13 protein-coding genes and 1 pseudogene are annotated in these 13,376 nt (G+C 45.1%); 4 read left to right on the top strand and 10 right to left on the bottom strand.

The features are described from left to right. Positions 1-7: 7 nt before the first annotated feature. The 3 genes from A142_RS19575 to A142_RS19565 form a co-directional block, all read right to left on the bottom strand. On the bottom strand, positions 8-2,188 hold the full coding sequence (locus A142_RS19575; protein WP_019821558.1) for an FUSC family protein: 2,181 nt from the start codon (positions 2,186-2,188) through the stop codon (positions 8-10). Positions 2,189-2,671: 483 nt separating this feature from the next. Further along, positions 2,672-2,959, bottom strand: coding sequence for a hypothetical protein (locus A142_RS19570; RefSeq protein WP_019821557.1), 288 nt, complete (start codon positions 2,957-2,959; stop codon positions 2,672-2,674). Between the two features lie 539 nt (positions 2,960-3,498). Further along, a complete protein-coding gene (locus A142_RS19565) occupies positions 3,499-3,732 on the bottom strand; it encodes a DinI-like family protein (protein ID WP_019821555.1) in 234 nt (77 codons plus the stop codon). 195 nt (positions 3,733-3,927) lie between these two features. Between A142_RS19565 and A142_RS19560 the strand changes: the two genes are divergently transcribed. Both A142_RS19560 and A142_RS19555 read left to right on the top strand, forming a co-directional pair. Beyond that, positions 3,928-4,566, top strand: a complete 639-nt coding sequence (locus A142_RS19560; RefSeq protein ID WP_019821554.1) for a recombinase family protein — start codon at positions 3,928-3,930, stop codon at positions 4,564-4,566. Then, the gene (locus tag A142_RS19555; protein WP_019821553.1) at positions 4,560-4,901 is read left to right on the top strand and encodes a DUF723 domain-containing protein; all 342 of its coding nucleotides are present in this window, start codon (positions 4,560-4,562) and stop codon (positions 4,899-4,901) included. Before A142_RS19560 ends, A142_RS19555 begins: the two co-directional genes overlap by 7 nt. A gap of 29 nt (positions 4,902-4,930) precedes the next feature. On the opposite strand, the gene A142_RS19550 is transcribed toward A142_RS19555, so the two are convergent. The 7 genes from A142_RS19550 to mobH all read right to left on the bottom strand — a co-directional run bounded on the left by A142_RS19550 (position 4,931) and on the right by mobH (position 11,817). Continuing rightward, entirely contained in the window at positions 4,931-5,146 is a 216-nt protein-coding gene (locus tag A142_RS19550; protein WP_019821552.1) for a hypothetical protein, read from the bottom strand. Positions 5,147-5,406: 260 nt separating this feature from the next. Further along, positions 5,407-6,354: an Rpn family recombination-promoting nuclease/putative transposase gene (locus tag A142_RS19545; RefSeq protein ID WP_019821551.1), complete on the bottom strand. Its 948-nt coding sequence runs from the start codon at positions 6,352-6,354 to the stop codon at positions 5,407-5,409. 107 nt (positions 6,355-6,461) lie between these two features. Next, positions 6,462-6,734, bottom strand: a complete 273-nt coding sequence (locus tag A142_RS19540) for a hypothetical protein (protein WP_019821550.1) — start codon at positions 6,732-6,734, stop codon at positions 6,462-6,464. A gap of 855 nt (positions 6,735-7,589) precedes the next feature. Then, complete coding sequence (locus A142_RS19535) at positions 7,590-8,732, bottom strand: hypothetical protein (RefSeq protein WP_019821549.1); 1,143 nt, start codon at positions 8,730-8,732, stop codon at positions 7,590-7,592. After that, entirely contained in the window at positions 8,725-9,384 is a 660-nt protein-coding gene (locus A142_RS19530; protein WP_019821548.1) for a PFL_4669 family integrating conjugative element protein, read from the bottom strand. Before A142_RS19530 ends, A142_RS19535 begins: the two co-directional genes overlap by 8 nt. Continuing rightward, positions 9,374-9,910 carry an STY4526/YPO1902 family pathogenicity island replication protein gene (locus A142_RS19525; RefSeq protein WP_019821547.1) on the bottom strand — a complete coding sequence of 179 codons (537 nt, stop codon included), beginning with the start codon at positions 9,908-9,910 and terminating at the stop codon, positions 9,374-9,376. The genes A142_RS19530 and A142_RS19525 overlap by 11 nt, the downstream gene beginning before the upstream one ends. Further along, the gene (gene mobH, locus A142_RS19520) at positions 9,907-11,817 is read right to left on the bottom strand and encodes a MobH family relaxase (RefSeq protein ID WP_019821546.1); all 1,911 of its coding nucleotides are present in this window, start codon (positions 11,815-11,817) and stop codon (positions 9,907-9,909) included. Before mobH ends, A142_RS19525 begins: the two co-directional genes overlap by 4 nt. 857 nt (positions 11,818-12,674) lie before the next feature. Here mobH and A142_RS19515 point away from each other — a divergent pair. Together A142_RS19515 and A142_RS25485 are read left to right on the top strand one after the other, a co-directional pair. Continuing rightward, positions 12,675-12,980, top strand: a complete 306-nt coding sequence (locus A142_RS19515; RefSeq protein WP_019821545.1) for a hypothetical protein — start codon at positions 12,675-12,677, stop codon at positions 12,978-12,980. A gap of 249 nt (positions 12,981-13,229) precedes the next feature. Continuing rightward, positions 13,230-13,376 (top strand): annotated as a pseudogene (locus A142_RS25485) (IS91 family transposase); the annotation flags it as partial.

Here is a 13,376-nt window from a genome sequence, read left to right as displayed (position 1 = left end):
ACCACCTTTAAAACCGCTTCTGACGTAAGTTCACCCAATCGATATCCTCATAGGTTTGTTTGCATTGGTTGATCGCTTCGAACACGTTCCGTTTTAAATTCAGCAAGATATAAAAACCGGCAATCTCTGAATAAGCGTAGTCAGATAAATCCAACTCACTAAAGAAATCTTCCAGTTTATTTTCAAAGGATTGGTAATCTTGGCTGTATTGTTCGAAGACAGTATCGAGTTCAGTTGTTGGCTGATGGCTTGCTAATGATCCTGCCATCAGGGGTAATATGGAATCGGCATGCTTGCTGCGTAACTGTTTGATAAGTGGGTTACTTAATAACTTTTGTTCCGCTGCAATCAAGATGTTGACGTGGTTACTCAACGCATCGCAGGATTTACTGAATGCGCCTATCGCCTCTGGTGTCGTTTTGTTAAACAGTTTGTGGTTGACCTTTGAGCCCCACACTTTGAGTTTTTTCGAAGACACATTCAGAGTGACCAAGTGCAGTGAGCGCTTGACGGATTTGAAGCTTGAGTTTGATGGCTGATCATAACAGCTAAACAGATCGCTAACGTGCCGGAAATACCTCTCTTTCAAGGTCAGGAACAAATGCTCTGGACGAGAACTGAATGGAAAGTAATGAGCAAAAATGATCATAAACACCACCATGTAGAACAGGGTCATGATCGTCATTAGAATCCCGAAGTGATAGGTCATGTTGTTGTCGAGTCCGAGCACAAACAGGCCAATCATGTAGAAGATCGTTACCGGTCCTTTAAACAGATAGAAGCCGATAAAGGTGTAGATGAAAATGAATAAGCCGAGTTCACCACCGAGCTCTAATCCCGGCAAGATGAAGACGTACGAAGGCACCGCAAATAGGAAGCCAAACGTAAACAAAATCAGCAGCATAAATGGGTGAACGGGTACGAATGACAGCAATGACATAAAGATGGTAGAGAAGGTAACGAACGAGTAGCCACCAGGAGGATTGAAGTAAATCCAAATCAACCCTGCTACCCAATAAGTCGTAAAAGTTTTCACGGCTGTTTTAAAGTTCTCAGCATCCCACCAAAGGAATTTACTTTTTTGTTTCGGGAGCTCTTGCTTGAAAGACACATTGTTCGTGACGGAATCAATGCAGCTGATGCTTTCTGATAGGCGCGATAAGCTTTGATGCATTAACTTAAGCAAGTGACCAAGAGTAAGAGCGGAACCTTTGGTTAGGTGGGAGGCATTCGATAGTGCTTCTTGGTTGTAATCAATACTGAGTTCTTGCGCACGATAAGTAGGGTCTTCATGCTCCCACATTTTTTGGCAGGTTTGAAATAGGGTCTGGATCTCTTTAACCACCTGATCAAAGTTGTTGATGCAGTCACGGTCTTGCTGATGGCTAAAGTGGCTGTGTGCCGCGACACTGAGTTCTTGGGTAATTTGTTTATTGAAGTGAACAGCGAGTTGCCATTCTTTCATGTAAGCAGAGACATCACTGCATTCAACACTGACCATGGCGAAGCGTTGTTCTAGCGAATTCTGAGCAGCGAAAACCTTATCTAATAACTCATCAATCGTGGGGGTCAGTTCTTCATCTTCCCCCCCTTCTTTTTGTTCAGGGGAAGAGACGTTAACGTGGTGTGGCGTTGTCTTTTCTTCGAAATTTTGCAAGATCGCTACGAACAAAGTTTGCTGAGCTTGGTTAAGCTGCTCGATCATCTGGCGCAAATTCTGTTCTGTTTTGGTCGGCCACAAGAAAGTACCAACCAAGGTATAAATGACGACACCAAAAATAGTCATCTGGGCACGATCAACACCATACATGAATGCGCCATCGGCATCTCCGCCATTAGACATCATCAAAACCATAACGCCGGTCAGAGCTAATAACGTCGGGTCTTTTTGGTAGGCATTGCGGAAGTAGAAGATAAAAGGCACAACCACTGAAACACTGAGCATGTACATTAAGCGATCTTGCGCGAACATGCCCACCAACAATAAGCCAATGACGGCACCGACTAACGTACCGAGTACACGTAATGTCCCTTTTGCTAATGATTCACGACGGCTGCCTGTAGAAGCAATCAGCATGACAGTCGTTGCTGCGGTTGAAGCTTGCGGCCAACCCATCGCAAATGGGATCAGATAAGCCAGAGTTAGGCTAAGCGCGACTTTTGTGGCGAATTTGATTTTATCGTTCATAAGGTCAAAGTTTGCTCAGGCTTATAGTTGTAAATAGATGAGTTTATTCAATTTGTAATAGAATTTCGTTTACATAAAGTGCGGATCTAGAGTATAGCGAATTAAAATAAATCCTTTGTAAACCATATTAAGGTTAAATGCCCTAATTACGTCCTACGCATTACTAGGGTTACCAAGCCGAGCTTTTAATCAATACGCATTGTCCATTCAAATTAACAGTATGACAAACCCTAATTACCAATGCATTGGTAAACTATTAATCATCATTCAGATAACCGGCGTACTTACGGGCTACGCTCAATCTTTGTAACAGAGCCAGTAAATGTCGCTTATATGTAGCTTGCAAGCTGTCTTGTTTTTTACATTAAAAAGAGGTTCTTCGTGTTAAAAATCAAAGCTAATTATTAAGCTCGATGAAATTCAGATGATTTCAGTAAATCAAGTACCTTCAATGAACAAGGGATAGATGATCAATAGCTAGTATTAGTTAACAATTTTTTTGGTTGTGTTTCTTATAGGTTGAGGCTCTTTGTTAGGAGTCGCTAAGTCAACCGCTTTACCAGCAGCACCTTCGTCAGGCAGTGCTTCTTTAGCGGTGATTTTTACTGTATCTGTCGCGGTTTCTTTCGGTGAACAACGTCCTCCTATACCGACAGCCGCATTTGTAACTGCACTCTTTACTGCTTTATCAACTGTGCATTCTGGATTAAGTACACCGGCGTGTGCTGTCACACTAATAACCACTATAAACAGTAGGTTAATTTTCCACATCTTAAACTCCTTTATTTTACGCTTAACTGCTGCTTACTTGAGTTTGGGATCTTTTTTAGATTAGGGCTACTTATTGATACCCAATAATCTAAAGATATCAGAAATGTAAGCTTCGTAAGACGGGTAAATTGAGCTTTTGAAACCTCCAATAAGTTGTAGATTATATTCTTGCGTAATGGATATCTTATCCATGAGAGGATCGGTATTCATAACATTCCTTTTCACTGAATGGGCAGGAAACCTATCACAGAACTTATTACAACAAGATAGCACGATATAGTTTTAACAATCTATTAATGCCAAGCTTCAGTATACCGAAAGAGGAAGGGCCAAGTTAAGGCTAAAGCTATAAACAAAAAGCAGCAGATAATAGGGAAGGCCAAGCCCCACCATATTTTCTTTGATACCCATGTCTTTATCGGCTGCGATTTTCGGTTAACTGTTCCTTGAATATTAATCAGTTAGACTGCATGCTCTATTTTGTTATGGTCACCAGCGACTCAAAGTCAGAAAGAGAGCACAGTTGCCCTCTTCATTAATCATACGAGAAGCCATTCATCAGCTTCATTGAACGCTTGCTCGATCACCTTATTCGCTCTCTTCTTCTCATCTTTATCTCTGGAATACACTTCTAAGTTATTATTCGTTCCTTTACGGACTCGTATTCGAGCGTCAGGATAAAGCGGCCTTAAACGACGCTCTAGCTCCTCGGTTATTTTTCCTAGACCGCCTTTCGGTAATACTTTTTCATCGACCATCATTTCAACACGCATTTTCACTTACCTCATATTCAAGCACACCACAATACTGATCAAAACAACAGTATGAGCATGAGTGAGCATTGTCAATCCATTTGATGATGGTTTATTTTAGGTACACCTTTAATGCACTAGGTTATTTTAGTGCTGTAAATAGCAAAAATAGATGTATAATGCACCAATATAACTAAACCAATGTAAAATGCACCAATGAACAGCAATATACGAATTTATGGTTACCTAAGAGCATCGACCGACGAGCAAGATGCTTCACGAGCAAAAAATGACCTTATTGACTTTGCAGACAAAATGGGGTTCCCGATCGCGTGCTGGTTTGAAGAAAATGAATCTGGCGCTCAATTACATCGTCCTGAGTTATTTCGGTTACTCGATGTCGCCATGGCCGGTGATATCATCCTAGTTGAGCAAGTAGACCGAATAAGTCGTTTGAACACCAAAGATTGGGAGCAACTGAAAAACATCATCGCCAATAAAGGGCTAAAGGTTGTGGCATTAGACCTACCGACGAGTCATCAGTTCATGAAGACCACCGATGAGTTTACAGAACGAATGCTTGCAGCACTCAACAGCATGATGCTCGATATGCTGGCCGCTGTCGCAAGAAAAGATTATGAAGATAGACGTCGACGGCAAGCGCAAGGCGTACAAAGAGCGAAAAAAGAAGGGAAATATAAAGGTCGACCGGTTAATGTCAAATTGCACCAAAAGATAGAAGGCCTACTTCGAGAAGGCAAAAGCTACAGCCAGATTGAAACGCTTATAGGTTGCTCCAGACACACGATTTCTAAAGTTTCTAAATTAATAAAAAACAACAATACACTATGTTAAAACCATCACGACAAGATCGAGAAAACCTCTTTATCCAAAAAGCAAAACTAAAGTACGGTGAACTGTACGACTTTTCGAAAATGAAGTATATCAATCGCTCTACCCCTGTCGAAATATCATGCCCAGAGCACGGCGCCTTCCATACAACACCCAATAACTTTCTGGCCACGGTAAAAAAGATCGGTTGCCCGCTCTGCAGCCGTGCACAGAAGGCAAAACGTACACCACAAAAAGCCAATGATAAGAATGAAATCAGGGGGTGTGGGACGGATAACTTCAACGTTCGTGGAGGGACGAAACAATATAACCACCTATTGCTGAAGGTGTTTGATTGATAGTTACCACCTAGATAGGCCGATATTTGTTAGCTAGACATAGTCGCTCGGCGCTTAAGGTCTTGAGCCTTCAAAACCTTGGCCCCCATAATCACAACTCTAAGAAACCCCTGCTTTGATTGGGACTTGTTCCAATTATCTAGGTTCTGGCGCGTTGTAGATGCGTACCTAGCCAATTCGTCAACGGTGTCAAACCCAGCCATTTTACTGAGTTCTGAGAGCTTATAGTCTGGTACAAAACTCATTGAAATACCTCCAAACCAATTAGTCAAAATGTTTTACCAAAGCACTTGATTTAGTAAAGTATTTTGACTAATTAAAGCTATTCCGTAAATATGTTTGACTGAATATTTATAGTTAAAACGGCTTAATACCGTTTGTACCTGATTTTGAGAGAGGTAAGGATCAAAGAAACAACGAATAGTGGTGTTGTCAAAAATGAGGCTGAGTGAAAGGAAAGTTAGCCTTACCATTAAATGGGCAAGGCTTCTACTTTATATCTCGGCTAGTGAGAAAGTTGGGCAAGTTCGTCTTTGCTCAATCCAGTGACGTCCATAATGGCTTGTTGATCCATCCCATTAAGCATCATCTTACGCGCCATTTCATTGAGTGTCTCTTGACGTCCTTCCTGGCGTCCTTCTTGGATCCCCTCTTGGCGGCCACGTTGAATGCCACGTTGAATGCCACGTTGTTCGCCTTGTTGGCGTAATTGCTCTGCAATCGTCATAAGTGTGTCCTCGTGTTTCGGTACTGATGAGGCCAGCGACGTGATCAACGCCTCTAGATTGTTCGTTTCACCCACTTGGAGTAAATAGCTCATCAATGACTGTACTTGCTTGTCTGTAGTGTAATCGGTTAAGAGCAATGTGACCAGAGGCTCAAGGAAATCCATGATATCTCGATGTCTCGCGTGCTTTTGTACCAGCTCAAGCAAGGCGATACGGCGATGCTGCATTATTTCATCGTCGGATATGACCGTGATATCGACCAATGGAAAGTCTTGAGTATAAAGCGCTTTAGCCTGGTCTGGATTAGCAAAGCCTTTTAACCAATTCATGGCATAGGGATAAGGCGATATTTTGCCATGGTAAAACTGCAATGGTATCACCAAAGGTAAATATTCATGGCCAGCATCGATATGCTGCTGCATGGCGGCGATAGCGTAGCGCATCAGCCTGAACGCCATGTGCTTATCTGGCCGACTTTGGTGTTCGATTAACGCGTAGACGTACCCTTCTCCCTGAGAGGTTTTGAGAGAATAGAGCACATCCGAATAGTAAGGACGCAGGCTTTCTTCAATGAAGCTGCCAGATTCGAGCTTGAGCGTCGTCAAATCACAGATGTCACGCAGCTCAGCTGGCAGGTGAATATCCAGTAAGTCCTTAGCGGTTTCTGGATGCGTCATAAACTGCTTAAAAAGCGCATCATGTGGGGTTGGCGTTGTTTTTTTCATGTCATTATCTTAACACTCAATGCATATACACACTTACTTTTATTCTTTCTCTATGTAATATCTAACAACGCTAGACAACGACACTGTGCAACCTTCATAAACATTCGTCATTCTATAATCCATTGAGTTCTACAATCAAGGCAAATCCAGTTACCCGGTGCTTCTGTCACGGATTCCCTCACGGAAGTACTCTTACATGTAGGGCATTTAAGGTATATATCTTCCTCAATTGTAAAACCCTTTATATATTCAACAACAAAAACATCTTTCTCACTACCGTTTAAGCCCTGAATATCAGCTTCAAATTCTGCAGAGCTTACAAGCTCTGTTAACAACTCCCTGAAAGGATTCTCTAACAACGCCATGTTAGTTTTTCGCATCGTTTTTCCTTTTTCATATGAATGACACATTGTAATGGGGAAAGCCAACTTATTGTGAAAGTACGACGTCATGCGGAATTAATATCCATAATAAAACATCATGTAGTTGCCGATTTCAAGTTCGGCTTCACAATGTGTCGTGTAAGCTTTTAAGTAAACCTCTTCATATTTCAGACTCATCTATAATCCCATAACGCTCGCTAGGTAGAGCCATGTGAGGAGCGCGCGACGACATACAGAATGAGCAAAGCGAAAAAATATTGACCACCGCACTTTTCACAAAAAAGATCGCACTGTCAGTCACCATGGCTTAAATATTGCCCCTCGCCTTGCCAGAATGCGCGAGCGTAGCGAGTAAGATAGGCGGTGATATCAACATGTCTTTGGAGTATATCGCCATGCTACCGGATGGTCAGTGGACGTGGGGCCCGTTCTTATCGTGATATCTTCTGCAGGTGAGTTTATCGAGGAACTTGATACGATAAGAATGGGAGGGACTTTAAGGCGCTTTGGTCTATCCACTCTATCCACTCTATCCACTCTATCCACAGATTTTTAAAATTAGTAATAGAAAGAAAAGTATCGAATTTAAGTAATAAAATGGGGCATCTACTTTTTACCACCGTAGTATCTATATATATCAATAGTTAGTATCCATTTTATGTGGATAACGTACCAAGCGAGCAAAACGCTCCCCATGGAACGATATTATCCACCGCAGACCACAGATAAGCCGGAAAAAGAGAAAATGAGGGTTAAAACAAACTAAGAGTGTGTGATGAAGGTCAAATTAGGTAAGCAGAGGGGTGTTCGAAAGCCGCTTCGAAGAAGCAAAAGGATAAGAAAGTAGGAAGATTAAGCCGCGAGGGGCTCGGGCGGTGAAGCGGTAGGAGAAAAGCCCAAATGTTTGAGACGGGTATTTGCTGTCAGCTCAAATTCTTGCTGGCTCAGCGTGCTGTCTAACCCTTCATCGAGCATTTTTTTAACAACGAGGCTCAGCGCTCGTGAGCGATCATTGGTTTGTTGAACTTTCTGTTTGGTACTGGAGGCCCCAATCGCCTGGTTACGACGTTCAATGGTGCCTTCCCATAGGGTATTACGCAGTATGGCCAAGCGCGCCGGTAGGCTCCCCGCTCCCTCTTGAATGGCGAGCTTATCCTTCGCTTCAAATTCTTGGCAAAGTTTCTTTCCAGCGGTTTCTCCGCCAACTAAAGTCCCGAAGTCATCCGTTAAGACATAAACGTTGTTGAGATTACGCTTTTGCCCATCACTTTTATCATGCACCAGGCCACCACGTGGGTCGGTCGCCAGGTTATCCCCAATAAAGGCATGACGAAGCAACCCACACTGGATAAGTAAGGAGAACCAACGAGAGACCGTGGATTGGCTTTTACCAATCACTTCGCCAATTTGTGACTGGGTGCCTCTCAGTGAGAACGAACGCGTGCTGAGACAAGTGTTGCAAATCATATAGAGCACTAAGTGATCGAAGGTTTGCGCGGCGTCTTTACGATACAACACCGTGCTGCCTTGACGTTGCAATTGGTAGTAGAGCCCACCGTTAGCCCGAGCGCCGTGTTTTAACACCGCACGAAAGACATCGGCGAGACCCGCTGGGAGCTTAGGGGGTTGGCCACTTTTCTTCCAGCGCTCAAGCGCATACTCAGGGCGATGATGAAACGCAACCAAAGCCGCTTCATAATCCGAGAGCGGTTGGGTGGCCTTCCCCATTGGGGTTTGCTTGGCTTTTTCGAGTTCGACCAAGAGCTCAGAGCGCTTTCGTGAACGCTTGCTTTCGCGCGCATATCGCTGCGCTTCATGCTCGTTAGCCTTATCTTGCAGCGTTTGCTCTTCCTCTGGCGCGGGTCTCTCGCCCGACAAGACTTGATACGCTTCATCGGGATGATAAGGCGCGCCTTGCTCCACCGCAAAGGATACCGTGCTTGGCGTGGCCGTTAGGGGCTCTGGCGCCCCCTGAAACACGGTCCGCTTAGCCATGTGAGATCTTAATCACAGGCGCAAACTCCGCGCGCTCGACCCCTTCAAGGACTTCAAAAGGGATAGCACCGAGCTTAGCTTGAGCGGCTTGCGCTTTCGCATTGTTGTCCGTCACATCTTGTCGGGTCACCCCGGAATGTTGAAAGGTGACGCTCATTGAAATGATCCCACGCAGGGCTTTCAAGCACGCGAGGCGATGTTGTTCAAAATCACTGCGGGCCATCTGCGCTTTAAAGTGCGCGTCTGATAGCTGCACCATGGCAATATCAAATTGCTCTAACAGCGCCAGCAGGCGCCAACCAAAGCGCGTCTTGACCGATACCGACTTTTTCACCGGCGCGCGGCTCAAGGTCTCATGATAAAAAATGCGGGAACTGTTGCGCTGAGGCAGTACATCGAGCGTGGATTGGCACAGAGCAAACGCCGCGTTGATAGCACGCTCGATTTCAAGCAGGGCAAAATCCGCGTAGGGATCGTCATGGCGCGCCGCATGCTCCAGTGTCGAGAGACGTTGAAAAAACAACCCAACACCGGGGGCTTTGCTCCGTTTCGATGGATTCCACAGTTTGACGGTTTCGACGCTGTGCAATTGCACTTCGGCGCTGGCCACCAAGCCGCCCATTTTATTGCTTTGCTGCTTTTTATTGCTCATGCTCTTTATCCCACTTTTCTAGTTCTTTCCATAACGCGCCCAAACTGACTTGGTACGTCCTCGCTATCTGTAACAGTGCATCTGCACTGATTTGACGGTAATCCCCTTGCTCCATCAGCGCTTTGCATACGGCACTGTGTTGTTTATGGGAAATGCTTCGACCTCGATATGATTTATCAATGGATAATTTATCTCGAAAGGCACAGCACTCTTCGGCTCGAACCCCGAAAAAATGCATCATCATTTTGTTGTTCGCACCATGTAATAAAAACGTTTTATGCTCTTCTGGCGGCTCTGCATCAGAAAATAACGCCTGCATCAACGGTGTGATATCAAGTGCGCCTTTGCGCTGTCTAATCCAACCATCCAGCTCGCGATACGAAAGGCGCTCTAATCTAGAAATCTGCGCATCACTCACTCCAATGGCTTTTAGCACCTCCTCTTGACCAGAGACGGCCAAGTAAGCCAGTTTAGTGATCACGACCTGACACACTTCACTGGTAAGATCATCTTTTTTCATGCTCATACCCCCTCCAACATCACAAGTGGATTGACCGCGTAGCGAGTTTCCCACGCTTCGGTCAAAGGAAACAAAAAGCCGTTCAGCGCTTGATTGGAATCTTGAATGCGCGCTTTGTGTACGTTACGCGCCTCTTTGGTGACGATATGACGCTTTAGAGGTTGCAACCCTTGTTGAACTTCGCTGTAACTGTTGGCTTTGGCGTACTGGCAACGCTCATCGATGAAAGTACGAAAGGCGCCAGGCGAGACCACAAACAAACCTTGTTCAAGGCGATGGAATAACGCGTCTTGACGGTTCACCGGGTGCACGCCGCCTTTAAGGACTGAATCTAACCATTCATAGAAAGCACGGCCCAAGTCTTCGCCGTGGGTCTCCCTTAAATCTATCTTCTGCAGGAGAGCGTGAGGCTCGCTGGACTCAGGCACAGAGACAGGCTCAGCGTTTAACGCTTCCAACGCGGCTTCGACCTCATCCACCGGCGCTGCGGGCTCTATTGCTGTAGGAGGTATCGCTTCTGGGTCTTCATCCTCTTGCTCGATGGGCGATGTAGCCTGCGTCATAGCGGGCTGCATGAAAGCCATGAGGTCATCACTGATGGCGTCATTGTTGAGGGGCGCTTCAAGATAAGTGGTGTCTGCCATAGGCGCGTCTTCATCCTCAGGCACGATTGACTGAGGTTGAGTAGGTGTCGCTTCTCCCTCAACGTCTACCTCAACAGGAAGAATGTGCCCTACCAGGCTCTCCAGCTCTGCTTCTGGGGCGAATGTTGGCCAATGCACACAGATAAAGGTAAAGGTTTGGCGCCAGTCAAACTCAGAGAGCAGCACCTCACACTTCCAAATCGCCATGTCATCGGCATTCGGACGAATAAGTTGGTGTTGCTGCAGCTCGTTAAACAAACGGGAATTGTCCGAAGGAACAGAGGTGATGCCACGCTCAAGCAGCGTGCTGCGTAGTCGGTCAGCGATGGGCTTACTCATCAAGTAAAGGAGCTCCCCCTCCACAAAACCTTCGGCGCCTTTTTTGTTCAGTGGGATGGTCGCACTTTGCAGTAAATGCGATAAGGTCAGCTTGAGTTGCCCCGCCAGGGACACCGTCGCCCCGCGTGCTTGCTCAGCGGCGAGATTGATCCCCTCTTTGTCAGCACCCAAGTCTTGCGCGACGCTGGCCGCGTCCGCTTGCGTCACGATTTGCTCAATGACATTGTCAGGGTTTTTATGACCTGATAGATATTCAACCATGGTGTGAAACAGGGCTTTGTCGCTGGAGATAGCCAGCATGGCATCAGAGCTGAGCAATTGAGTCAGTAGGGTATGGCCCATATATTGGTGCGTCGAGTACTGGCGTGCTTTGTTGTAACGACAACGGTACGGTCTGGTAATGGCGCCCATCACAGGACTCCAACGCTCCCCCTCCCCGCCTTCTTGATGCAACTCGATGTCCACATCATTGATCTTGCCTGAGTCGTGCAGCAGCGCACATAAAAACACGCCATAGACCCACACGATTTCACGGTGGATCACCTCTTCGGGTGGGGTATTGGGCGGTAATATCGCATTGCGGCGTAGACGCATCGCGTAAATGGCCACATCGAGGCTGTGGAGCAATAAACCGCGTTTACCCGTGTGGTGATAATTTTCTGAAGCAGGGATATCTTGACACCACATGGCGTAGTTCACGACCGTATCGACGACAAACTCAGGCCACACCTCAAACGGCAGTGCAAGACCGCTGCGTTTTAAGACGCGGAGTTTGTCCTGGATAATCTCGTCGTGTTCGAGCTCAGCCCGAGTGGCAGGCAGCACAAAGCCCTCTGGAGCGCTCAGCGCACCAGAGGGCGATACATCGGATTGATTATGTTGTTCATCTGCGTAAAGCCAATCAATGAACCGTTTAATTGATTGAAACATCCTTAACCTACCTTCTGACCTATCAAAACCAAAAAAATACTGTATATAAAAACAGTACCACAAACATTTCGTTGCATACAATACCGATCAAAAACCGTTTGAGGCAAAAACACTGACCCCTAGGTTTGAACCCATTTCATGCACGAAATAAAAGTAACAGAGACGAAAAAATCAAGGCGTGATAGCCCTGTACTCTGAATATTGGTAGGCGACACTGCACAGTTAGTGCATGACGCTAAGTCGAGCGCGGGGCTCGTCAGGTTTGATAGCACCGAAGCGATGTAGGCTAAGGGCAGTTAAGTATGCTTTCACTTTTTCCGTTTGAACTTGGAAAAAGCCGCGACACGTTTCAGAGAGCCATTTAAGGGGGTTAACCCCGTGTGCTTGACTGCGCAATGGCAGACGGAGCAACTCTATAAAAATTGAATAGAGAGATCAAGTCCTTGAAGGAAAGCTGAGAAGGCAGGACACCGCTTGTTGATTCAGTATTGATGTGGTTATGAGTACTGAACATCTGGACCAATAGGCGATTGACTAAGCATCACAGAGAGGAAAGACGTCCCTCTTCATTGGTATTAGGTAAATGTTTGAATTGGAACTATTGTCACATAAGAGCGCGAGAAAAAGGTGCGAGCCCCAGAGCATTAGGGGCTCGCAATAGTGCGCAGTGGGATGCGCGCACTAAATTTGGTGCCGGGGTGTAGTGCATGAATGGGTTTTTAAAGAGCTAGAACCCATGCTATTACTGTTTAACCATGCGTTCAATATGTTTAACTATTTAGTTCTGATTATGGAACTTATTAGTAACCAAAAATAGGATTAAGATCAAGACTATTAAATGATATAAGTTGCCAGGCATGACAAAGATAGAATTAGCAATAGTTGAAACAATCAATAAAAGTGGATTGAGTAACTATGAAATAGCGAAGAATCTTAATGTTTCTAGATCATTAGTAGGAAGATGGGCTAAAACAGGGAAAATTTCTGTTGAGAATTTAGGAGGTCTATGTTCTCTCTTAGGAATTGATGCTAATCAACTTCTTCAGATCTATTCAGAAGATCAGTATTTATCGGAAATTGAACAAGAAATAATCAATTTATTAAAGCAAAGTAACAAAGAGAAGTCCGTTTATCTTCCTGCGATACGAAAGTTATTGTCTTAAATATCGATTCTCGAATGGACTTTAGACTAACAAAAAAATTTAGTTAATTAGTCTGTCGTGTGTAGTTTGGTTTACTCTATAATTAAAGATCCTCCCGTGCCTACACGGGTACTTACTTTCACAACTCCATACGTAGTTAACATTCATCCACGTTGAGCCGGCGACGTTGTCGCCTTAGCGGCCTACGGCCGAAAACAAAGAGACTCAACCTGCTAGGTCGCTTTGCATGAATCGTTTATCCTATCAGTCATGCATCCGAATAAGCCCATCAAACAACTCTTCAATGCCAACGATAATTGGCTGAACTATCTCAATAAACATCGGGAAAACCTCCGAACCGTCGTCATCGAAAATGTCACCAAGATGCTCGCTTGCAGTACCGCTGCTTTTGGCTCT

This window comes from Vibrio splendidus 12E03 (assembly GCF_000272105.2).
GTDB classification, from domain to species: domain Bacteria; phylum Pseudomonadota; class Gammaproteobacteria; order Enterobacterales; family Vibrionaceae; genus Vibrio; species Vibrio splendidus_I.
Note: the sequence above shows the minus strand (reverse complement) of the source record. Positions and strands in the feature narration are given on the sequence as shown.

What these genes read in the sequence shown, in the direction of transcription:
- A142_RS19555 (WP_019821553.1), top strand. Translation starts at nt 4,560, where the DNA reads ATGTTAAAACCATCACGACAAGATCGAGAAAACCTCTTTATCCAAAAA.
- mobH (WP_019821546.1), bottom strand. Translation starts at nt 11,817, where the DNA reads ATGTTTCAATCAATTAAACGGTTCATTGATTGGCTTTACGCAGATGAA.
- A142_RS19545 (WP_019821551.1), bottom strand. Translation starts at nt 6,354, where the DNA reads ATGAAAAAAACAACGCCAACCCCACATGATGCGCTTTTTAAGCAGTTT.
- A142_RS19560 (WP_019821554.1), top strand. Translation starts at nt 3,928, where the DNA reads ATGAACAGCAATATACGAATTTATGGTTACCTAAGAGCATCGACCGAC.
- A142_RS19575 (WP_019821558.1), bottom strand. Translation starts at nt 2,188, where the DNA reads ATGAACGATAAAATCAAATTCGCCACAAAAGTCGCGCTTAGCCTAACT.
- A142_RS19530 (WP_019821548.1), bottom strand. Translation starts at nt 9,384, where the DNA reads ATGAGCAATAAAAAGCAGCAAAGCAATAAAATGGGCGGCTTGGTGGCC.
- A142_RS19540 (WP_019821550.1), bottom strand. Translation starts at nt 6,734, where the DNA reads ATGCGAAAAACTAACATGGCGTTGTTAGAGAATCCTTTCAGGGAGTTG.
- A142_RS19535 (WP_019821549.1), bottom strand. Translation starts at nt 8,732, where the DNA reads ATGGCTAAGCGGACCGTGTTTCAGGGGGCGCCAGAGCCCCTAACGGCC.
- A142_RS19565 (WP_019821555.1), bottom strand. Translation starts at nt 3,732, where the DNA reads ATGCGTGTTGAAATGATGGTCGATGAAAAAGTATTACCGAAAGGCGGT.
- A142_RS19550 (WP_019821552.1), bottom strand. Translation starts at nt 5,146, where the DNA reads ATGAGTTTTGTACCAGACTATAAGCTCTCAGAACTCAGTAAAATGGCT.
- A142_RS19515 (WP_019821545.1), top strand. Translation starts at nt 12,675, where the DNA reads ATGACAAAGATAGAATTAGCAATAGTTGAAACAATCAATAAAAGTGGA.
- A142_RS19570 (WP_019821557.1), bottom strand. Translation starts at nt 2,959, where the DNA reads ATGTGGAAAATTAACCTACTGTTTATAGTGGTTATTAGTGTGACAGCA.
- A142_RS19525 (WP_019821547.1), bottom strand. Translation starts at nt 9,910, where the DNA reads ATGAGCATGAAAAAAGATGATCTTACCAGTGAAGTGTGTCAGGTCGTG.